This window comes from Nonomuraea polychroma (assembly GCF_004011505.1).
GTDB lineage: Bacteria > Actinomycetota > Actinomycetes > Streptosporangiales > Streptosporangiaceae > Nonomuraea > Nonomuraea polychroma.
Window position 1 is genome coordinate 712274 of the sequence record NZ_SAUN01000001.1, and the last position, 22865, is coordinate 735138.

13 protein-coding genes are annotated in these 22865 nt (G+C 70.3%); 8 read left to right on the forward strand and 5 right to left on the reverse strand.

Annotated elements, in window-relative coordinates:
* Nucleotides 1–43: 43 nt before the first annotated feature.
* Nucleotides 44–1252 carry a PP2C family protein-serine/threonine phosphatase gene (locus EDD27_RS03190; protein WP_206641207.1) on the reverse strand — a complete coding sequence of 403 codons (1209 nt, stop codon included), beginning with the start codon at nt 1250–1252 and terminating at the stop codon, nt 44–46.
* A gap of 159 nt (nt 1253–1411) precedes the next feature.
* Here EDD27_RS03190 and EDD27_RS03195 point away from each other — a divergent pair, with 159 nt between their 5' ends.
* The 3 genes from EDD27_RS03195 to EDD27_RS03205 all read left to right on the forward strand — a co-directional run bounded on the left by EDD27_RS03195 (nt 1412) and on the right by EDD27_RS03205 (nt 6869).
* On the forward strand, nt 1412–2005 hold the full coding sequence (locus tag EDD27_RS03195) for a TetR/AcrR family transcriptional regulator (protein WP_127930989.1): 594 nt from the start codon (nt 1412–1414) through the stop codon (nt 2003–2005).
* A 239-nt stretch (nt 2006–2244) separates the two neighbouring features.
* Nucleotides 2245–3633: a glycoside hydrolase family 43 protein gene (locus EDD27_RS03200; protein ID WP_127930990.1), complete on the forward strand. Its 1389-nt coding sequence runs from the start codon at nt 2245–2247 to the stop codon at nt 3631–3633.
* Nucleotides 3630–6869 (forward strand): discoidin domain-containing protein, encoded by a 3240-nt coding sequence (locus EDD27_RS03205; protein ID WP_127930991.1) that lies wholly within the window; start codon nt 3630–3632, stop codon nt 6867–6869. Before EDD27_RS03200 ends, EDD27_RS03205 begins: the two co-directional genes overlap by 4 nt.
* Nucleotides 6870–6916: 47 nt before the next feature.
* Here the strand turns inward: EDD27_RS03205 and EDD27_RS56245 are convergent, their stop codons facing one another.
* Nucleotides 6917–9169 (reverse strand): pectinesterase family protein, encoded by a 2253-nt coding sequence (locus EDD27_RS56245; protein ID WP_164903451.1) that lies wholly within the window; start codon nt 9167–9169, stop codon nt 6917–6919.
* A gap of 225 nt (nt 9170–9394) precedes the next feature.
* Here EDD27_RS56245 and EDD27_RS03215 point away from each other — a divergent pair, with 225 nt between their 5' ends.
* The 4 genes from EDD27_RS03215 (at nt 9395) to EDD27_RS56250 (ending at nt 13546) form a co-directional block, all read left to right on the forward strand.
* Nucleotides 9395–12328, forward strand: a complete 2934-nt coding sequence (locus tag EDD27_RS03215) for an endo-1,4-beta-xylanase (RefSeq protein WP_127930993.1) — start codon at nt 9395–9397, stop codon at nt 12326–12328.
* A gap of 30 nt (nt 12329–12358) precedes the next feature.
* Nucleotides 12359–12490 (forward strand): zinc-binding dehydrogenase, encoded by a 132-nt coding sequence (locus EDD27_RS03220; RefSeq protein WP_127930994.1) that lies wholly within the window; start codon nt 12359–12361, stop codon nt 12488–12490.
* 217 nt (nt 12491–12707) lie between these two features.
* Nucleotides 12708–13124: a prevent-host-death protein gene (locus EDD27_RS03225; protein ID WP_127930995.1), complete on the forward strand. Its 417-nt coding sequence runs from the start codon at nt 12708–12710 to the stop codon at nt 13122–13124.
* Nucleotides 13121–13546, forward strand: coding sequence for a cytotoxic translational repressor of toxin-antitoxin stability system (locus tag EDD27_RS56250; protein WP_127930996.1), 426 nt, complete (start codon nt 13121–13123; stop codon nt 13544–13546). Before EDD27_RS03225 ends, EDD27_RS56250 begins: the two co-directional genes overlap by 4 nt.
* Nucleotides 13547–13746: 200 nt before the next feature.
* On the opposite strand, the gene EDD27_RS03235 is transcribed toward EDD27_RS56250, so the two are convergent.
* Nucleotides 13747–14823, reverse strand: a complete 1077-nt coding sequence (locus EDD27_RS03235) for a LacI family DNA-binding transcriptional regulator (protein ID WP_206641208.1) — start codon at nt 14821–14823, stop codon at nt 13747–13749.
* A gap of 416 nt (nt 14824–15239) precedes the next feature.
* Between EDD27_RS03235 and EDD27_RS03240 the strand changes: the two genes are divergently transcribed.
* Nucleotides 15240–16745: a glycoside hydrolase family 43 protein gene (locus tag EDD27_RS03240; protein WP_127930997.1), complete on the forward strand. Its 1506-nt coding sequence runs from the start codon at nt 15240–15242 to the stop codon at nt 16743–16745.
* Here the strand turns inward: EDD27_RS03240 and EDD27_RS03245 are convergent, their stop codons facing one another.
* Nucleotides 16746–21272: a caspase, EACC1-associated type gene (locus tag EDD27_RS03245; protein WP_164903452.1), complete on the reverse strand. Its 4527-nt coding sequence runs from the start codon at nt 21270–21272 to the stop codon at nt 16746–16748.
* A gap of 226 nt (nt 21273–21498) precedes the next feature.
* Entirely contained in the window at nt 21499–22746 is a 1248-nt protein-coding gene (locus EDD27_RS03250) for a C39 family peptidase (RefSeq protein ID WP_127930999.1), read from the reverse strand.
* Nucleotides 22747–22865 lie beyond the last annotated feature (119 nt).

Sequence of the window (22865 nt, forward strand, 5' to 3'; positions counted from 1 at the left end):
CGTCCTTGAGGACTCATGGGTGAAAGGTGAGAGTTCGGTGAGATCACCGCTGCCGCGGCCCGTGCCACTCGAAGAGCAGGACGGTCGCGTCGTCGTGCAGCCGGCCGTCGTGGTAGGCCAGGATGTCCTTGATCAGCCGGCGCAGGGTCTCGGGCACCGGCAGCCGGGCGGTGCTGTGCCGGATGATGAAGTCCACGAAGCGCCCGGTGCCGAACTCCTCGCCCTCCCGGCCACCCGCCTCGATGATCCCGTCGGTGTAGAGCAGCAGCCGGTCGCCCGGTTCGAGCTGCTCGTGGCAGGTGGTGACCGGCAGTTCCAGCCCGAATCCCAGCGGGTGGGCGGGCGGGCACTCCAGCGTGCTGACCCACCGCCCGCCGCGGATCAGCACAGGCGGGTGATGGCCGCGGTTGACCCAGGTGAGCAGCCCGGTACGCAGGTCGAAGTCGGCCAGGATCGCGGTGAGGTACCGTGCGCTGTCGCCGAACTCGGCCAACAACAGCGCCTCGATCGCTTCGCTGTTGCCGGCCAGGTCCATGCCCTCGCGGCGGTGATTGCGGCAGGCCGTCATCGCCAGGTTGGCCGCCAGACCGGCTGCCAGGTCGTGCCCCATGGCGTCGAAGATCGACAGGTGCACGCGGTTCTCGGCCATGGCGTAGTCGAACGCGTCCCCGCCGATCTCATAGGCCGGCTCCATCACGCCGCTGATCGTCACCTCGGCGTCGGAGAACGTCAGCGGCGGCATCAGGTGCCAGAGCATCTCGGCGGCGACGTTCATGGAGCGGCTGCGGACGAGTCGAGGGTAGATGTCGCTGTAGGAACGCCGGCTGCAGATGATCAGCGCCAGCAGGGAGGCCAGCCGGCGGATGGCGCGCTCGGCCTCCTCGTGGGGGATCCTGGCGTGGACGCACAGCACCCCGAGGCGTTCGGCGCCGTTCATCAGCGGCGCCCACCAGCGGTCGACCCCGGATTCACCGGGCTTGTGCAGGATGCGCATCTCCCGGAAGGCCCGGCCACCGTACGTGGAGTCGATGCGCAGCTCGGCCGGTGGGTCGTCCGGTTCCGGACCCGCGCCCGGTGACAGCAGCCGCCGCAACGTGCTCTGCTGCAGGTCGGCGAGGTAGATCAGCACCTCGTCCAGGCCGGCCTGCGGCGCGTGCTCGGCCATCAGGCCGGGCAGCTGCTCCAGGGTGGCACGATGGCCCGCCTCCAGCAGGGCGGTCATCATGCGATCGATCTGGTGCGGGAGCTTCATCGCGGTTCGTCGCCCATTTCGCCGTCGCTAGAACGCGATTATCCGCACCGGCACCTCTCCATCGTTCCAAGCGGCGGTATGGGAGACCAAAGAGTGGACTTCACCGAATGAATCAGTATCTCGAGTGTAGTAATACGTTTGCTGTAGCATCAGTGCGCTATGGCTGAGGAGCTGGGACGCCGGGAACGCAAGAAGCAGGCCACCCGCCAGGCGCTGATCGCCGCGGCCGTGCGGTTGTTCGAGGAGCGGGGCTACGAGCAGACCACGGTCGCCGAGATCGCCGAGGCGGCCGACGTGTCCACGCGCACCTTCTTCCTGCACTTCCCCGCGAAGGAAGACGTGCTGCTGGCCAACACCGAGGTGCGGGTGGACCTCGGGCTGCGCGCCATCGAGCGGCGGCGGCCGGGGGAGGCGGCGGCCGAGGTGCTGGCGCAGGCGGTCGAGGAGATGATCGTCAACGCCTGGAGCACCGACCTGCCCAGCGGGTTGGCGGCGTTGCGGGCCGGCCTGGTCACCTCCTCCCCGGCGGTGCAGGCCCGGCTGCTGCAGCGGTTGCTCGCCGCCCACGCCGAGCTGGCCGAGGCGCTGCGGCAGGCGTACCCGCAGGAACTCGACGAGGTGGTGGCCGCCGCGCTGGTCGGCGCGGTCATCGGGGCGGTCGGCGCCGCCGGGCTCGCGGGACTGCGGCGGGGGGACACGCCCGACCAGGTACGCGACGCCATGAGCCGCGCGGTCGGCATCGCCCTGCGCTAGTCCTTGACCGAACGAAAACCCCGAAAGCCTTTTCGGTGATATGAAACCGTAACCAAGCGCTCGTTAGCTGATCAGCGGCCACGTGCCGGTAAATGCCCAGCTCATAGCGTATGCACACAGTTGCAGTAGCCGATTGACAGCCCCTACCACCCCGTTTTACGTTCCCGAAAACCTTTCAGGTTCACTGCGTCGTTCCGGGTCAGTGATGTTAGCGCTAACACACTAAGGGGCACACTCTCATGACACGACGATGGGCGGCGGCCCTCGCCGCGGCACTCCTGGTCATCCTCGGCATCCCCCATCCAGCGCTCGCCGGCGCGCCGATCACGACCGCGATCTACACGGCCGACCCGGCCGCACTGGTCGTCGGCGACACCCTGTACGTCTACACCGGCCACGACGAGGCCCCGTCCGGCGGCACGAACTTCGTCATGCGCGACTGGCACGTCTTCAGCTCCACCGACGCCACGACCTTCACCGACCAGGGCGCCAAGCTGTCGATCTCCAGCTTCCCGTGGGCAGGCGCCGACGCCTGGGCGGGCGAGGTCGAGCGCGGCGCCGACGGCAAGTACTACTGGTACGTCTCCATCAACGGCAACGGCCCGGGCTGGATGAACATCGGCGTGGCCGTCGGCGACACCCCGACCGGCCCGTTCCGCGACGCCATCGGCGGCCCGCTGGTCAGCGACAGCACCCCCAACTCCTCGCCGCTCAACATCGACCCGACCGTCTTCAGGGACGACGACGGCCAGGTCTACATGTACTGGGGCTCCTACTGGGGCGTGCGAGCCGCCCGCCTCAACTCCAACATGACCTCGATCAACGGCTCGGTGATCACCCCGAGCGGCGTGTCGAACTTCTGGGAGGCCCCCTGGATGTTCAAGCGCAACGGCGTCTACTACCTCGCCTACGCGGCCAATGACTCCGGCTGCTCACAGCCCAACTACGCCTGCATCCGCTACGCCACCGCCAGCAACCCGCTGGGCCCGTGGACCCACCGCGGCGTCGTGCTCGACCAGGTCAGCTCGACCACGAACCACCCGGCGATCATCGAGTACAAGGGCCAGTGGTACATGGTCTACCACAACGCCGCCGCCCCGGGCGGAGGCAACTTCCGCCGCTCTGTGACGCTCGACAAGCTCTACTTCAACGCCGACGGCACCATGCAGAAGGTCGTCCAGACCGGCGGCCCGACCACGCCGGGCAACCTGGCGGCCAGCGCCACCCCCTCCACCTCCTACGTCTCGCCGTGGGAGACGCTCGCCGCGATCAACGACGGCTACACCCCCGCCAACTCGGCCGATCACAGCCACGGCGCCTACGGCAACTGGGACCACCAGGGCACCGAGTGGATCGAGTACCGCTGGCCCACCGCGCAGACGATCTCCCGGTCCGAGGTCTATTGGTTCGACGACAACCTCGGCATCGACCTGCCGGCCTCGTGCCAGGTGCAGTACTGGAACGGCAGCGCCTACGTCAACGTGCCCGGCGCGTCCGGCTGCGGCGTGGCGGCCAACACCTTCAACACCACGACGTTCACCCCGGTCAGCACGACTCGGCTGCGGCTGAACATGACCTCCAGGTCCGGCTATTCCACCGGTGTGCTCGAATGGAGGGCCTTCTCATGAAGCGCGCCTTATTAGCCCTGCTGCTCGTCGCCGGGTTGGTCGTCGCCGGTCCGCCGGCCGCGGCCGACCAGACCATCGGCTTCCCTGCCTTCGGCGGCCCGGCCGTCCCCGCGGCGCCCGGCTCGTACACGACCGGCAACATGATGCAGGCCATCTACGACGCCGAAAGCTCGGGCACCGACTTCTGGATGGACCGGCTGCTGGCCCGCCCCGGCAACGACCCGGCCGGCACCTGGCTCATGACGCGCGGGCGGGCGTTGTTCATGAAGACGCACACGCCCGGCACGCTCGGCTTCGCCGGGCAGGCGGCGTACTGGGAGAGCATCAGCAACAACAACGCCTTCACCGTCGCCGTCACCCCCGGCACCTTCACCGAGCAGGTGAGCTCGCGCTGGCAGGCGCCCAGCCACTGGAAGAGCCGGCACACCAGCGGCTCGGTCACGATCGACCAGACCAAGTTCATCACCGAGAACAACGTGGCCGTGGCCAACCTGGCCATCACGAACGGCGGCTCCAGCTCGACGACGCTGCAGGTCAGGGCCACCTCGCCGTACGCGGCGACCGGCAGCGGCAGTGAGCTGACCGGCCAGGTCAACGCCTACAACAACCTCACGACGATCTTCCCCAGGCTCACCGGCGACGGGTTCACGGTCTCCAGCGGCGGGCTCAACAGGTCCGTCACCGTCGCCGCCGGCGCCACCGTGACCGTCAAGGTCGTCATGGGCTTCGTCACCAACGAGATCCCGGCCTCGCGCACCGAGTACGACGCCTACGCCGGCTACCCGCCCGCCACGGCGTTCGCCACCCACGTGCGCGCGTACAACCGGTGGTGGGCCGAGAACGTGCCCTACATCGACGTGCCCGAGCCCGGCATCAAGAAGAACATCTACTACCGCTGGTGGCTGATGCGCTACAACCACCTCGACGCGGACATCCCCGGCCAGACCTTCCAGTTCCCCACGTCGATGGAGGGCGTGCTGGGCTACAACAACGCGATCGCGCTGACCCAGCCCATGCACATCGACGACCTCAAATACCTGCGCAACCCGATCTACGCCTACGGTGACTGGCTGAGCGTCGGCCAGACCTCCAAGAACGGCCGTTTCCTGGACAACCCCGGCGATCCCGAGAACTGGTCCAACAGCTACACCCAGTACATCGGCGAAGCCGCCTGGAAGAGCTACCAGATCCACGGCGGCCAGCCCGCCATCGCCGCCAACCTGGCCCGCTACGCCGAGCAGGACGTCAAGGGCCAGCTGTCGTTCTACGACACCGACAACAACAAGCTCATCGAGTACGACTGGGGCGCCCTGACCGGCAACGACGCCGACGCCGTCTCCTTCCACTGGAAGCCGGGGCGCATGGACCGCGCCGAGGCCGCCTACCAGTACAGCGGCGCGCTGGCCGCGGCGCAGGCGTACGAGGCGATCGGCAACACCACCAAGGCGAACGAGATGCGCACGCTCGCCACGCAGATCCAGAACGCCATCGTCAACGTGTTGTGGAACCCGAGCAGGCAGCTGTTCGAGCACCGGCTGAAGTCCACCAACGAATGGGTGCCGTGGAAGGAGATCAACAACTACTACCCGTTCGCCGTCGGCGCGATCCCCAACACCTCCGCCTACAAGCAGGCCCTGCGCCTCTTCGACGATCCGGCGCAGTACCCGATCTTCCCCTTCTACACCGCCAACCAGGCCGACAAGGCGGCCTCGGGCACGGGCAGCAACAACTTCTCCACGATCAACTCCACCGTGCAGTTCCGCCTGCTCTCCTCGGTGCTGCGGAACTACTCCAACGAGTGGATCGACACGACCTGGTACAAGAAGCTCCTCTACTGGAACGCCTGGGCTCAATACGTCAACGGCAACACCCAGTGGCCGGACGCCAACGAGTTCTGGGCCGACTGGAACGGCTCCTCGATCACCTACCGCTCCTGGATCCACCACAACATCCTGGGCAGCAGCAACTGGACGGTCATCGAGGACGTCGCCGGGCTGCGGCCGCGTAACGACGCCAAGGTGGAGCTCTCGCCGATCAACATCGGCTGGACCCACTTCACCGTCAACAACCTGCGCTACCGCAACGCCGACCTGACCATCGTCTGGGACGACCCGGCCGACGGCGTCGTGCGTTACCCCGGCGTGCCCCAGGGCTACTCGATCTACATCAACGGCAGCCGGGCGGCCACGGTGTCGTCGCTGGTGCCGTTCACCTGGGACCCGGCCACCGGTGCCGTCACCACCAGCGGCACCGTCACCCACAACGTCGCCGTCCCCGCCCTCCAGTCGCCCACGCAGGTGAACCACACCAGCGCCCGCATGGTCGACCTGCTCGCCAAGGCCGGCGTCGACCTGACCGCCAACCTGACGAACCTCGCCGCCGACGCCACCCCCACCGCCTCCACCACCGCCTCGGGCAGCACCACGGCGGGGGCGAAGGACGGGTTCCCGATCAACGAGCCGTTCTGGGGCGGCACCACCGCCGGGCAGGACTGGTACGAGCTGAACTTCGGCGCGGCCCGCACGTTCAACGAGGTCCGGCTCTACTTCAAGGACAGCCGCCCGGCCAGCTCCACCTACCGGGCCCCGGCCTCCTACACCGTCCAGTACCACAACGGCAGTGCCTGGGTGGACGTGCCCAGCCAGGCCAAGACCCCGGCCACGCCGCGGGCCAACTACAACGTGGTGCAGTTCTCCGCCGTCAGCGCACAGCGGATGCGGGTGCTGGCCACGGCCGCCTCCGGAGCCAGGACCGGGCTCACCGAGATCAAGGTCTTCAACCGGGGCGGGGTCCAGCCGGAACCCAACCCCAACCTGGCGCTGCAGGCCACGCCGTCGGCGTCGTACACCTCCTCGTGGGAGAGCGTCGCGGCCGTCAACGACGGGATCGACCCGCCGTCGTCCAACGACACCGTGAACCCGCGCTGGGGCTGCTGGCCGCAGACCGGGCAGCAGTGGGTGGACCTGACCTGGTCCTCGGCGCGCACGCTCAACCGGGCCCAGGTGTACTTCTTCGACGACGACCAGGGCATCGACATGCCGGCGTCGTGGAAGCTGCAGTACTGGAACGGCAGCGCGTACGTGGACGTGCCCGGCGCGTCGGCGTACACGCTGACGAAGAACGCCTACAACAACGTCACCTTCACCGCCACGAGCACGACCCGGCTGCGGGTGCTGCTCACCGGCAACGGCAGCAGCTCCGTAGGCCTCCTGGAGGTCAAGGCCTACGGAACGTGATGCGTCGAGCCGGAAGGGCCGCTCGCGCCCTTCCGGCTCGCTGCCCGCTAGAGGTGGCGGCCCGCTCCCGCGCCCGCCGGGACCAGGGCCTTGAGCGCGTGGGCCGGGTGCACCTTGCCGACCAGCGCCGGGGTCCAGCCGGCGTCCGTGCCGAGAGCGGTGCCGTTGGCCTCGTTGCAGGCGGCCACCAGATCGGCCGGGGCGCCGTCGACCAGGTTGTCCTTGGCGGTGATCACGGTGCCGCCGAACACCGACAGGACCTTCGCCGCCGCGATGCCGTCGAAGGCGTTGCTCTCGGCGTAGACCTTCGAGCCGAAGCCCACGCCGATGCTGTACCCGTGCGTGGCGCCGCCCGTGTAGTAGTTGTTGTAGACGTGCACCTGGCCGAAGCGCACCCGGGGCGTGCGCTGGCCGAGGCCCTCGAAGTAGTTGTGGTGCAGCGTGACCTTCAGCTTGTCCGCTTCGGCGTACCTGGTGGGGTTGTCGGTGTTGCCGATCAGCGTCACCTTGTCGTGGCCGCTGAGGTGGTTCCAGGAGAGGGTCACGTAGTTCGCGCCGCGCACCACGTCCAGGAGCCCGTCGTGGACCTGGTACGGGCGGCCGAAGTAGAGCGGCTGGCCGGAGTCCGGGTTGTCGCCGTCGTTGAGCGTGTTGTGGTCCAGCCAGACGTGGGTGGAGCCGGACACCTCGACGTTGTCGAACGAGGCGTTCCAGTTGCCCTCCGCGCCGTCCGTCGGGTCCCACTGCGGGAAACAGTCCGAGGTGTCGGTGATGGTCAGGTTGCGGACGATGACGTTGTCGGCGTTGTTGATGCGAAGGCCGAAGCTCTTCAGCGCGGCGTCCCGGCCCGCGCCGACCAGGGTGACGTTGGAGCCGATCGTCACCGTGACGTGGGCGGCCATCTTGTTGTACGACGCCCGCCGCGCGTCCTCCAGCGGCCCTGACGGCACGCTGGTCCTGCCCCACACCGCCGGGTCGTACGCGGCCAGGTAGGCGGGCAGGCTGTAGCCGTTGACCGCGTAGTCCGCGCACGTCAGCGGGGCGCCGGAGTCGTCGGTGTCGGCGTCGATCGCGCCCTTCACATAGATGATCTTGGGCGTGTTGTCGGCCGGGTCGCCGAGCGCGGCCCGCAACTGCGCCCTGGTCGAGACGACGTGCACGTTCTCCGGCCGGGCCGCCGAGCCGCCCGTGGTGCCGGTGGTGGCCGCCGCCCAGCCGTCATTGCGGGGGAGGACCTCCCGGCCGAGGCCGTGCCCGGGGTGCGGGCGGTGACGGCGCACGGGGTTCCAGCCATCCGTGCCCGCCAGGTAGCGCTGCGGCGTGAACGCGTCGGCCTGCTCGGGGGCGAGCTGCGGCCGGTTCTCGTTGACCGTCACGCCCGGGCCGTGGTTGCGGTATTCGGACAGCCGGGCCTCCCGCCAGTTCAAACCGGACATGTCGGTCCAGGGCGCGTCCTTGAACTGCTGTCCCAGCCACGACTCCCGCACCAGCACCTGCCCGCGGGCCGTCGCCGACCCGCCGGCCGGCCACGGGCGGCCCAGATGGTACGTGCGCGCCGGGGCGTTGCTGGTCAGGTGGCTGCGGTAGATCAGGAAGCCGTACGGGTTGCTCAGCTCCGTGCTGGCCGCGGTGACGTAGCCGTTGTTGTCCGCGCTCCCGCGGTTGAGCGCCTTGATCACGCAGTTGTCGAAGACGGCGGTGGCGCGGCCGAAGATGAAGTCGACGTCGCCCTCGACGTGGCAGTCGCGGAAATACTGCCGGGCGGTCGTGGTGGCGGACGGGGTGTTGGCGTAGAGGGTGTCCTGGTTGCCGATGAACCTGACGTTCTCGTACACCTGCCGGTCGCCTGTCGTGCGCACCGCCACGGCCTGGCTGTTGCCCTTGGCGGCCTCGTCGTAGGAGTTCTCGAAGGTGAGGTTGCGGGCCGTGAAGTCGGGGGCGCTGATCACGTACGAGGCGCTGCCCGAGGTGCCGTACGTGCCCGAGCCGTCCGGTTTGGGGGTGGAGGCCGAGGCGTCGAACGTGAGCACCACCTCGCGCGGGTCCCTGGTGTCGCCCACCAGCGAGATGTGCGGCTTGTCGGCGGGGATGACCACTTGCTGCTTGTACGTGCCCTTGCGGACCAGGATGGTGACCGGCCGGGCGTTGCCGGACGGCACCGCGTCGACGGCCGCCTGCACGGTCGTGTGGTCGCCGGTCCCGTCGGCCGCGACCACGATCGTGGCGCGGCTCTGAGCGGCAGCGGGCGGCGTCATCGCCATCGCGAGCCCTGCCAACGGAATGAGTAACAGAAGTCGCATACGCAACCTCGCAGAGTGTGCGGCAATCGGTTGCAAGAAACGTTCGCGTAATGCCGCTGGCACGTCAATGGATGCAGTAAAACTGCATGTTTGCTGCAACAAGCGGTTGCAGCCACTCTCGCGTCCCTGAGACATCTTGACCGAGTCGGCGCGCCGCATCTACAGTCCGCCTGACATTTATCGGCACATCCCTGAAACTTTCATCTCCAGCCCCGCAGGAGCACTGTGCGCACCCTCCGAGCCCTCGTGGCCGCCGCCCTCTTATGCCTCGTGCCGGTGCTTCCGGCGCACGCCGCGGACCTCACGTACGACTTCGAAGACGGCACGACGCAGGGCTGGGGCCCACGCGGCGGCGGCGTCTCCGTCACGGTCACCACGGACGCGGCGCACGCGGGCGCCAACAGCCTGCTCACCACGGGGCGGACCGCCACCTGGCACGGGGCCTCGATCGCCCCGCCGCTCGTCAAGGGCGTCACCTACCGCGTGACCGCGTACGCGCGGCTGGTCACCGGGCAGCCGGCGAGCACGATCGCGCTGACCGTGCAGCGTACCCCCACCGGCGGCGAGACCACGTACGAGCGCGTCGCGGCGGCCACCGTGACCGACGGCGAGTGGGTGCGGCTGGCGGGCACCTACCTCTTCACCGCCGACTCCACCGACCTCCAGGTCTACGCGGAGAGCTCCGACGCCACCTCCCAGTACTACCTGGACGACATCGTCATCAGCCCGCAGGGCGACCCCACCCGCGAGCCGATCACCACCGACTTCGAGGACGGCACCACGCAGGACTGGTCGCCGCGTGCCGCCGCCACCCTGGAGGCCGGCACGGCCGCCGCCCACGGCGGCGCCCGCAGCCTCGCGGTCTCGGGCCGGTCGGCCTCCTGGGACGGGCCCGCCCTGAACGTGCTCGGCCGGATGGGCAAAGGCGACAAGTACGCCCTGTCGGTATGGGTGCGGCTCGGCCCCGACACCACGGCCGGCCGGCTCGGCCTGTCGATCGAACGGCGCACCGGTGGCACGCCCAGCTACGAGCGCATCGTGCCGCCCAAGGACGTGCCCGCGGGGCAGTGGGTGCAGCTCGCCGGCACGTACACGCTCGCGTACGACGTGGACTTCCTCAGCGTCTACCTCGAGTCCGACAGCGGCGCCTTCTCCTTCTACCTGGACGACTTCGCGATGACCTACATCGAGCCGAAGCCCATCCAGACCGACATCCCAGCGCTCAAGGACGAGGTGCCCTTCATCATGGGGTCGGCGCTCACCAGGCCCGACACGCTCGGCGTGCACGGCCAGCTGCTGGCCAGGCACTTCAACGGCATCACCCCCGGCAACGAGCTGAAGTGGGACGCCACCGAGCCACGGGAGGGCGAGTTCGCCTTCGCCGACGGCGACCATCTGGTGGACTTCGGCGTCGAGCACGACATGACCGTCCGCGGGCACACGCTCGTCTGGCACAGCCAGACCCCGGCGTGGGTGTTCGAAGGGGCGGACGGCAAGGAAGTAGACAAGGAGACCCTGCTGCGGCGACTGGAGAACCACGTCCGCACGCTCGTGACCCGCTACAAGGACAAGATCGCGGTCTGGGACGTGGTCAACGAGGTCATCGACGAGAACCAGCCGGACGGGCTGCGCCGCTCCAAGTGGTACGAGATCGCCGGCCTCGACTACATCCGCACCGCCTTCCGCGTCGCCCGCGAGGCCGACCCGGACGCCAAGCTCTTCATCAACGACTACAACACCGAGTTCCCGCGCAAGCGCGAAGCCCTGTACGCGCTGGTCAAGCAGCTCAAGGACGAGGGCGTCCCGATCGACGGCGTCGGCCACCAGCTGCATCTCAACATCGAGCAGCCGCCCGCCTCGTACGTCGAGGACACCATCGAGCGCTTCGCCACGCTCGCCGTGGACCAGCAGGTCACCGAGCTGGACGTGAGCATCTACACCGACTTCGTCTCCTCCTACCCGTCGATCCCGCCGGAGCTGCTGGTGGAGCAGGGCCACCGGTACAAGGCGCTGTTCGACGTCTTCCGGCGGCAGGCCTCCAAGCTCAGCTCGGTCACCGTCTGGGGCGAGTCCGACGACGTCAGCTGGCTGAACACCTGGCCGATCCCGCGGCTCAACGCGCCGCTGCTCTTCGACCACGACCTGCAGGCCAAGCCCGCGTACTGGGCCGTCGTGGACCCGTCCAAGCTGCCGCCGCTGGTGCGCAAGCTGGAGGCGCCGACGGGCACGGTGAAGGTGGACGGCAAGCGGGACCTCCAATGGGATCTGCTGCCGGACGCGCTTCTCCCGCGGGTGGGCGGCGTGTCGGCCGGCTTCCAAGCACGATCGGCTCCTGGCGGCCTGTACGTGCTGGCCGAGGTCACCGACCCGACCGTCTCCGGGCAGGACAAGGTGACGTTCACCGTGGACGGCACCACGTACACCGTCACGCGGGCCGGCGGTCCGAAGGCGGCTGTGCGGCGGACCACGACCGGCTACCGCGTCGAGGCGCTGGTCAAGAAGGGCACCGACGTGGACGTGACCGTGCACGACGCCGGCACCGCGATCTCGTGGACCGGCAAGGTGACCACCGCGCCCGCCGTCAAACTCACCTCGGCCCCCCACCACACGCCGCCCGTCCTCGACGGCGTCGCGGAACCGGCCTGGCGGGAGGCGCCGGAGATCCGCACCGCCACCTGGATCCAGGGAACCTCCGGCGCGACCGCCAAGGTCAGGTCGCTGTGGCACGGCTCGGTCCTGTACGTCCTGGCCCAGGTGGCGGACCCGACGCTGAGCGAGGAATCCCCGAACCCGTGGGAACAGGACTCCGTCGAGATCTTCGTCGACCCCGGCAACGGCAAGACGAAGGGCTACACGGACGACGACGGCCAGTACCGGGTCGGCTTCTCCGGTCGCGTCACGGTCGGCGGCACCTTCGACGCGGCCGGCGTCAAGGACAACATCTCGGCCGTGGCCAAGGTGGTGCCGGGCGGGTATGTCGTGGAGGCGGCCATCAAGCTGCCCACGATCACGTTGGCGGAGGGGACGCTGCTGGGCTTCGACATCCAGGTGAACGACGCGACGGGCGCGGCCCGTACCGGTGCGGTGACCTGGAACGACGCTACGAAGCGCAGCTACCTGGACACCAGCCACTGGGGCGTGCTGCGCCTGCGCGACTAGCCCGTCGGCAGCCGCGCACCGTTCCTCGCCATGAACCGCGCCATCGACGTCAACCGCATCCGTCCGGTCATCGACCGCGTGTTCGCCTTCGACGAGGTATCTGACGCCTACCGGTACTACGCATCCGGCAACGCGTTGGGGAAGGTCGTCATCCGGCTCTGAGCATTCCTCGCCACCAACATCAGGTCGAGTGGGGCGGCGAGGAGACGATTCCGCGGATGGCGTCTCGATCCCAGAGCAACAAACGATCTTGGCGGATGGTGTCGCTGTTCCGGAGCTAGGGTCGGCCGTCAGGCAAGGAGACCATCAGTACGTGGCGTACTTGACGTACTTATCCCTGAGAGGCATCCTGGAGGCACGCTCCAGTGGAGGTGCCAGCATGACCGCCGTTCATTTCGACAGCTACACAGAGGCCCGTGCGCATCTCAAAGCGCTCTTGGACGCGGCTGAACGCGGCCGTGTCGCCACGGTGCGTCGAGAGTCCTCTACGACCGCCCTTGTGGACGTCGATAGGCTGCGCCACTATCTCGCCGCGGTCACTCCATCTCGCGCCCAGGTGGTTGCGGAGGCCGACGGTTGGTCGATCTTCATTCCTGGGTTGCCGATCGCAGCCGACGGCCGGACCTTCAATGAGGCTGTCACGGAAATGGTCGATGCGCTCCGCGACTACGCGGAAGACTGGCAAGACCACTTGCTCGATGCCCCTAACCACCGCGAGAACTGGGGGCTGGTGCAGTTGATCAGCCTCAGCGATGACGATCAGTTGCGCGAATGGCTGGTGGGGAAGGCCCGATGACCTGGCCCCAGCCCACACGCGAGGACCACGATCGGTTCTGTCAGATCGAAGGCTGGCGTCCGGTACGGAACGCCCGCGGGCGAACGGGGACCCACCATGTCACCTACGAGCTGGACCTTCCCGATGGCCGGATCCTGAGAACGCGGATCTCCCATCCGGTCGATCGAAGCACCTACGGCCAGAGCATATGGGGTCACATACTGCGTGATCAGCTACAGGTGGACGAGGCAACGTTCTGGGCGTGCGTCAAGGACGGTGCCTTGCCCGATCGCGGAACACCCAAGCCACCGTCAAACGCGTTGCCCGCCGATCTTGTTCATCTGCTGATCTCTAGAGTGGGTCTGGATGAGGCCGACGTCGCGGCGATGAGCAAGGAGGACGCCGTTGCGAGGCTGCAAAAGTACTGGGCTGAAGGCGTCTGATCCCTTCGATCGCACACGGCCCAAAGGAATGAGCCGAAGACCTCTTCGGCCGCGGGCGGGCATCAGGCGGCCCACCACCTAGCCAGCAACGGGTGGGCTTGATGGCGCCGGAGGCGCGGGGGTACGCCGAAGGCGCCTGAAGGAGGCAGCCTGAGCCCTTCCGCGCGAAGCGGCCGGGCAAGGGGTGGCGGTTGGCCCGGCTATGCGCGGCGGGCCGGGGGGCGGACCGAGTCGCGGACGACGATGTGGGTGCCCAGGACGACGTGCTGGCGGTCCTGGCGGTTCAGCGCCAGGCGTACTGCCGTCCGGCCCAGCTCCTCCGTGGGAATGTGCACGGTGGTCAGGCCGGGGGTCAGGTCGGCGGCGAAGGGGATGTCGTCGTAACCGGACAGCGACACGTCCTCCGGCACGCGGAGGCCGGCCTCGCGGAGGGCGGCCAGGACGCCGATGGCCACCATGTCCGTGGCGGCGAAGACGGCGGTGAACTCGGCGCCCAGCGCGAGCAGGCGGCGGGCGGCGTCGTAGCCGTCGGCGCGGTCGAAGCCCGCCGGGACGACCAGGTCCGGGTCGTGGGGCACGCCGAAGGACTCGTGGGCGCGCATGAAGCCGCGGACCCGGTGGAGCCTGGTCGTGCTGAGGTCGTCGGCGGTGGCGCCGACCAGGGCGATGCGCCGGTGCCCCTGGGACAGCAGGTGGCTGGTCATGGCGTAGGCGCCGCCCTCGTTGTCGTACTCGACCACCGTGGTCGGCACGTCGTCGCCGAGGGGCGGCCGCCCGCACAGCACGAGGCGGGAGCCGGCCTTGTCGAGGGCGTGCGCGAAGTGCGACATGCGCTCGCGGTAGGTGTCGTCCAGCGTGCCGCCGCCGACCAGGATGACCGCGTCGGCCCGCTGCTCGCGCATGGCCTCGACGATGGCCAGCTCGCGGGCCGGGTCGCCGTGGGTGGTGCACACCATGCACAGCCGGCCCTCGGCGGTCGCCTGCTGTTCGACGCCCTTGGCGACGTGAGCGAAGGAGGGGCCGGTGACGTCGTCGAGCACGAACGCCACCATCTTGGTGCTGGCCCCCGACAGTGCCCGGGCGTGCACGTTGAGCACGTAGTCGAGCTCGCGCATGGCCCGCAGCACCCGTGCCCTGGTGGCCTGGGCGACCGGATAGTCACCCTTGATCACGCGGGAGACCGTGGTGGCCGAGACCCCGGCCCGCGCGGCCACGTCGCGGACGGTGACACGCTCGTCCGCCGCGCCCACTTCCTTGCGGCTTGCTTTTCGCGACAAGGCCGGCCCTTCATGGTCATTGACGACTGGCTGAGCATGGGAGGTCCGCGACCTCAACGCAGTCTATGGCGGGAGAGATCAGGTCGGCATCCCCATGCGGATACGCTCGCCCTGCGGAGGGCGTCGTGCCCGGCGGCGCGGAGGTGTTCCGCGCTCGTGGCGGTCGACGCCTTGGGGCGGGGGAGCACGGGCAGATGCCTCCATTCTGGCCGTTATAGAAACCGATACCTACCGTAGGTGCGAGCGTGGGCCGCGGTCAACGGGGGTGGGGTGCTTCCATCTCCCCAGGCGACCTCAGCAGGTAAATCACGCTACGCCTATCGACAAGTGTAACGTATATGTAACGCGTTCTTGTGGTGCGCGCCTCTCCGGCCGTAGCGTTCCCTGGCGACCGGTTTCTATCAATGGAGGCAGCCATGACACGGACGGCCATCCGCAACCCCGTCCTGCCCGGCTTCCACCCGGACCCGTCCATCCTGCGGGTCGGTGCGGACTACTACATGGCCACCTCGACGTTCGAGTGGTATCCGGGTGTCCGCGTCCACCACTCCCGCGACCTGGTCAACTGGCGGCCCCTGGGCGGCATCCTCACCGACCGCCGGCTGCTCGACCTGTCGGGCGTGCCGGACTCCGGCGGCGTCTGGGCGCCCGACCTCACGTACGCGAACGGGCTCTTCCACCTGGTCTACGGCGTCATGGACAACTACGCCCACGGCTACAAGGACATCACGAACTACCTGATCACCGCCCCCGCCATCGAGGGCCCGTGGTCCGACCCGGTCAAGCTGCCCGGGCGCGGGTTCGACGCCGCGCTCTTCCACGACGACGACGGGGCCACGTACCTCCTCAACATGGTCTTCGACTCGCGCCCGGGACGCGGCTTCGCCGGGATCGAGCTCCAGCAGCTCGGCGGCGGAGGAGGAAGCAAGCCGCGGCTCATTCTCGAGAACCGGAACGTCACCGAGGGACCCCACGTCTACAAGATCGACGGCTGGTACTTCCTGATGGTGGCCGAGGGCGGCACCGGCTACGAGCACGGCGCCACCGTGCTCAGATCCCGCACGCTGGACGGCCCGTACGAGCCGGACCCGGCCGGGCCGATGTTCACCGCCCGCCACGACCCCACCCTGGAGCTGCAGAAGGCCGGGCACGGGTGCCTGGTGCAGACCCAGGACGGCGAGTGGTACGTCGCGCACCTGGCCGCCCGCCCCTACACGCAGCGCGGCCGGTGCGTGCTGGGCAGGGAGACCGCCATCCAGCTGGTCGAGTGGGCGGACGGCTGGCCGCGCGTGGCCGGGGGAGTGCCCGCGGTTGACGTGCCCGGGCCTGCCTTGCCGCCGCATCCGTGGGCGCCCGGTGAGCAGGACCCGGCGGAGCGCCACTGGAGCACCCTGCGCCGCCCCGCCTCGCCGGACTGGGTGAGCTTCGACGGCGACCAGGTGACGATCACAGGCGGGCAGTCCCCGTACGGGCTGCGTGCCCCCAGCCTCGTCGCCCGCCGGGTGACCGGCATGAAATGCGCGTTCGAGGCGAACGTGACGTTCGAGCCGGACACCGTGCACCAGTCCGCCGGCATCACCGCCTACTACAACTCCCGCAACTGGTACCACCTCGCGCTCACCACCGACGGCCTCATCCTGACCGGCAGCGACCAGGGCACGCGGACCGTGCATTACACCGGGGAGAGCGCGACCCGGCTGGGCGTCGAGTTCGACGGTCCGGCGCTGCGGTTCTCCGCCGACGGCCGGCCCCTCCCCGTGGAGCTGGACGCCACGATCCTGTCCGACGAGCATGCCGACGAGATCATCGGCGGCCAGATCAGGTCCTTCGGGTTCACCGGCGCGTTCGTCGGCCTGTGGGTGCAGGACCTGGCGGGCGAGGGGTGCCGGGCCACGTTCTCCGACGTGACCTACGACGTCTGATCAGTTCTGGGCCTGGCACGGAAGGGCGTAGGGGCGGCCGGGGAGGTGTTGCGCCCATTCCTCCCTGGTGATCGACGTGCCCGCCGACTGGCAGACGTTCTCGCTCGCCTGCTCCACGTTCAGCCCCCACAGCTGGGTGGCCACGTCGGACGTGCCGGCCAGGACGGTGCCGTCAGGGCCGAACTCCACGTCGTCCACCGCGCTCGCGCCGCCGAGCACCGCCCACAATGACGGGCGGGCGCGGTCGGCGACGTTCCACACCCGGATCGTGCGGTCACGGGAGGCGGTGGCGAGCGTGCGGCCGTCCGCGCTGAAGGCGACGGCCGACACGTCCGCCACATGCCCCGGCAGGGTGGACAAGCGTTTGGGCTGCTCGGGACGGGCGACGTCCCACAGGCGCGCCGTCCCGTCCGACGCCGCCACGGCCAGGGTCTTGCCGTCCTTGCTGAACTGCAGGTCCAGCACGCCGCCCGGGGCCGCGGCGAACTCCCCCAGCCGGCGCGGCTGGACCGGCTTGGACACGTCCCACAGCCGTACGGCAGAGGTGCCCGAGCCGGTCGCGAGGACACGCCCGTCCGGCCGGAACACGGCCACGTCGAGCCGGTCGTCGGCGGCGCCCGGCGTCGCCACCCGTTTGGGGGCGGTGGGCGTGGACACGTCCCACACCATCGTCCTGCCGTCCCGCCCGGTCGTCACCACGATCTTGCCGTCCGGACTGTACGCCGCCGACCGCAACCCGCCCGCGTGCCCCTGGAGCGTCGCCACGAACTTCGGGTTGGCGGGCCGCTCCACCTGCCACAACCGCGCCGTGCGGTCCAGGGACGCCGAGACCACGTAGCGGCCGTCCGGGCTGAACGCCACCGCCACGACGGCGTCAGTGTGCCCGCGCAGCGTCGACACGGGCGTGGCCGACGCGGGGTCGGAGACATCCCACAGCTTGACGGTCTTGTCGTCGGAGACGCTGGCGAGCGTACGGCCGCCCTTGGCGATCGCCACCCCGTTGACCAGCGCGGTGTGCCGGGCCAGCCGGGCGCGGGCGGCCACCCTGGCGGGGTCGGCGACGTTCCACACGCGAGCCATGCCATCGGCGGAGGAGGTGGCGAGATTCTGGCCGTTCGGACTGAACGCCACCCCGGTCACCGCGCCCGCGAAACCGGTCAGCGTGGCCGCCGGCTGCGGGTCGCTCGGGGTCGAGATGTTCCACAGGCGGGCGGTGCCGTCGGCGGAGGCGCTGGCCAGGACGTTGCCGTCGGCGCTGAAGGCCAGGTCGCCGGCCGCCTGCGCGTGCCCGGTCGCCGTGCCGGTGAGCTTGGCGGTGGCGATGTTCCACAGATGCAGCGCCCCGGTGCTGGAGGCGGTGGCGAGGCTCTGGCCGTCCTGGCTGAAGGCCACACTCCTGACGCCGCCGCCGTCCGGGGCCGTCAACGTGGCCAGGCTGCTGGGCTTGGCTGGCGTGAGCACGTCCAGGAGCGTGACGCCGGTGGACGACGTGACCGCGATCATGCGCCCGTCGGGGCTGAAGGCCACCTCGGTGGGGTCGGTGGTCTGCTTGAGTACGGAGACGGGTTTCGGCTTGGCGGGGTCGGCGATGTTCCACAGGCGTACCGACTTGTCGGCGCCCGCGGTGGCCAGCAGGTCGCCCTTCGGGTTGAACGCCACCGAGACGACCGGCTCGCCGTGGCCCGTGATCGTGGACAGGGCACGCGGGCGGGCGGTGTCGGAGACCTCCCACAGGCGGGCGGTCTCGTCGGCGGAGCCGGTCGCGAGGATCTTGCCGTTCGCGCTGAACGCCGCCGCCGTCAGGCCCCTCGTGTGGCCCTTCACGACGCCCGCGCTCTTGGGGCGGAGGGGGTCGGCGACGTCCCACAGGCGGGCCGTGGCGTCGCCGGAGGCGGTGGCGAGCACCCGCCCGTCAGGACGGTACGCCACCCGCTCGACCGCAGCGGTGTGGCCGACCATGCGGGCCGGGAGCGGGCGTGACAGCGTGCCGAGGAGCGCGCCGCGGGCCTCGGGGGTGGCCGAGACACGGTAGGCGCTCAGGGCCAGCTGAGCGGCGAGAGAGGTGTCGGGCAGGCTGTTGGCGGTGGCGGCGAGCTGACGGGAGAGTGCCTGGTCGCGCTGGCCGGTCGCCTGCTGGGACTGCGTCGATGCCCGGCTGGACTGGCGCAGGGCCAGCACGCTGCCGGTCGCGGCCAGGAGGAGGAGCACGGAGAGCGCGGCGATGACGGCCCGGCCGATCAAGGCCCGCCGGCGGTGCCGCCGTGCCGACGTGTCGAGGAACGCCCGCTCGACGGGCGTCAGTGGCCTGTTCGCCGCCGCGGTGGGATCGATGCCCGTGAGCGGTCTGTTCGCCGCCGCGGTGGGATCGGCGCCCGTGAGCGGTCTGTTCGCCGCCGCGGTGGGATCGGCTCCCGGATTCGGGCCGGCCGAGGCGGCGAGGGCTTGGGCGGCGGGCAGGCGGCTGTCGGTGTACAGGTAGGCCGGGTCCTGGCCTTCCCGATGCCAGGTCGCCGCGTCCTCCGACAGGCGGCTGCGTACGAGCAGGGCGGCGCGTTCGGCGTCCACCCAGCCGCCCAGGCGGGGCCAGGCGCGGATGAGCGTCTCGTGGGCCAGCTCCGCCTCGCCCCCGGCCACGGTGACCAGCCGCGCCCTGGCGAGTTCGGCCAGGATCTGCCCGCCGACCGACGGCGCGTCGGGAGCCAGCTCGGCCAGCGCGACTCGCCGCGCCGTGCCGCCGATCCGGTCGTCCACGCGTACCAGCCGGATCAGCAGCTCGCGCGCCACCGGCTCGAACTCCGCGCCCAGCCCGCGCAGCGTGTCCTCCGCGCTCATCGCCAGCGCGCCGGTCACCCCGCCCGCCGACCGGTAGCCCGCCATGGTCAGCACGCCGCCGGACCGCCGCTGCCACGTGGCCAGCAGGGCATGCGAGAGCAGCGGCAGCGGCCCGCCCGACCGCTCCAGTGCCGCCTCCTCGGCGCGCAGATCCTCCAGGATCAGGTCGGCCAGCCCGGTCTCCACGCTGAGGCCGGACCGGACGGCCGGCTGCTCGATCACCGCGCGGAGCTCGGCCGCGGTCATGGGCGTGACGACCTCGGGCCGTCGCATCGCCTCCACCAGCCCGGGGTACGCCGCGCAGCGCCCGAAGAACTCGGCGCGTACCGCGATCACCACGGCCGCGGCCTGCGACAGCTCGGTGAGCGCCTGGACGAACCGCGCCCGCGCCGCCCCGTCGGGGCAGGCCGTGAACACCTCCTCGAACTGGTCCACCACCAGCAGCACCCGCCCGGGCAACCCCCGCCGCGCCCCGCTGGGATCGGACTCGATGATCGCGCGCAGCCGCGCCGGGTCGCCGCCGCCGAGCTCGGCCAGCTCGCGGGCCAGCGCGCCCAGTGGGTCGGCGCCGGGCGCCAGCACGACGCACGACACGTCCTGCTCCTGCCGCAGGGCGGGGATGAGCCCGGCCCGTAACACCGACGACTTCCCGCTCCCCGACGGCCCGGTGAGGATGAGCGGGCCACCCTCGAACGCCTGCGAGCCGATGACGACCGGCGGGCCGCCGGCCCGCAGCGCCTGTCGTACGCGCGTGGTCAGCGACCTGGTCAGCTCCTCGCGCCCGAAGAACATCTCGGCGTGCTCGGCACCGTACGCGGCCAGGCCGCGATACGGACTGGACAGGTGCCCGGGGGAGCCCATCGGCGGGCCCGAGCGGTTGGGCGGGCCCTCATGGGCGGGGTTGGCGGCGAGCGGCGCCCGGTCGCCCACGTCCGTCGCCTGCCGGCGCGGCCGTGGGAACCCGGCCGCGGGCAGCGTGCGGGCCAGCCGGTGGTAGAGGTGGTCCAGCGTGAACGCCGGCGGACCGTCCGCCTCGCCCTCGTTCAGCAGTCTGAGCAGGGCGCCGCTGAGTGCGGTGTGGCGGACGCCGGGCAGCGCCCAGGCGTTGTCGTCCCTGCTGGTGGAGGCCAGCACGTACGCGCTGCGCCCCAGGCTCTCGAAGACCCGGTCCGCGGCCTTCGCCGGCGCGGGCCGACCGGCGCCGGTGAAGCAGCAGTCCAGCACCACGATGACCAGATCGGCCGGCGACGACGACAGGATGGTGCGCACCATGCCGTAGGGGAGCGCCTGGTAGCCGGGCATCCCCTGGCCGAGGTCCACGGTGGCGCGGGTGGCCAGGTGCAGCTCGCCGTCGGGGGTGAAGACGCCGTGGCCCACGTAATAGAACACCAGGACCGACGTGGCCTCCCGCGCTGCCCGCTCCAGGGCCTCACCGAGGTTGGCCGGGGTCGCCGGGTCCAGCAGCACGGTGAGGCCGGCCGGCGCCAGGCCCGCCCGGTCGACCAGGCACTGGGCCACGTCGTTGACGGTCGCGGGAACGGCGAGGGCCTGCGGCAGGCGCGACTCCGGGCGATGCGCGCCCGTGCCCGCCACGAGGACGCGGACGCCGTCGGACGACAGCAGCAGGGGTGGACCGTTCCACCGGGGTCGCACCAGCCGCGTCGTCTCCACTGACGCAGATCCGTCCTCGGTCATCGGCGCTCCACGGCGTGGTCGGCCACAGTTGTCGAGGTAGTTAGGGTACGGAACTCTGGGTCCGCCGTCGAGTCGAATCGATCTCCGCCGCACTCCGTCTCCGGCTCCGGCCCAGGGCGCCGTCATGCTTCTGGCTCAGGACGCCGGTCAAGGGTCCCCGTCCGGGGGCGCCGGGGCGTCAGGCGTGCGGAGGCTGCGGTCGTCCGGACCCGCACCAGCGCCGGCCTCACCAGTTGGCCGGCAGACCCGGGGTCGTGGCGGGCAAGGGGTGGCCCGGCGGGTGGACGACGTACGCGACGCCACCACTGCTGGAGCTGCGCAGCCAGACGTTCTCGAAGTCCGCCCGCGGATAGACCCGCCGCACCGCGTCGTTGCTCGGCGACGCGGGATCGTTGGCGATCACGTCACCCGTCGCCGTAAAACCGACGATCACCATGAGGTGCCCGTTGGTGCCGTACCCGGCGCCCGGCAATTCGCTCTTCTTGAAGGACTGCGAGGTGATCACCGGCACCCCGGCCTTGATCAGCAACTCCAGCTCCGTCAGCGACCGCAGCCGGGTGACGAACCCGTCCATGCCGTACCGGCCCGCGTAGGCGGTGTTGAACGGCCAGTTGCCCGCCCCCTGGTACGCGTGGTCGTAGGTGTACCGGGCCGCGTAGTCCACCTCCGGGTTCGGGTCGGACGGATCCACCCACGCCGTGTCCTGCGCGCTCGGCCACTTGCCCCAATAACCCAGCACCATCGTGGTCGAGGTCGGGCTGCACCACGCCTCGCCGCCGCCGTCCCATTCGGGGTAGTGGCCTTCGTGCACGTTCTGGGAGCGGCGCGGCACGTTCAGCTCCGTCCCCCAGGCGCCGCCGCCCGGGCTGACCGGGACGGTCTTGCGCTCGGGCACGTTGGAGGCCATGGCGCCGGACGTACGCACCCGCGGCGTCACCGACGAGCCCGGCGTGCGGTAGAGCGTGAGGCGCAGCTGATAGGCGCTGATCTGCTTGCCCGCCGCCGCGACGAACGTGTCCACGGCGACCGTGCCGTCCGCGTCGCCCTGCCCCGACACCGACGTGCGCCGGATGTCACCCTCGGCGTACGCCCAGCGGCCCAGCGAATACCACTTCGTCAGGCCCTCGGTGTTCCTGGCCCGGGCCTCCGCCTGCAGCCAGCTGCCCTGCGGCAGGTCCGCCGTCCAGGAGGCGATCAGCTCGGTCGCGGGGAACCCGATGGCCCGCTCGGGCCCCGTCCAGCGCGCGTACTCCCAGGTCTTGGTGCCGAGCGCGTCGGTGTAGGACATGGTGCCGGCGGCCGAGCCGAACGACAGGTCGTCGCCGGCCGTCGTGCCCTCCGACGTGCCTGCCGGGAAGTCGGCCCGCTGGAAGACCACGTCCGCCTGCGTGGCCGGCGCCGGTTTCGCGCTCGCGGGCGGGGCGAGGGTCGTGATCATGAGGAGGAACGACAGGAACGTGGTCAGCGCACGCATGGACCCACCTTCTCGCAAAGCGCTCGATGAGCCCCGAGAGTAGGCACCACAGGCATACCAGGCATCGGCAAATCTACGTATCGCCCGGGCGGCGAAGTTGCGGAGCGCGGGCCCGCGGC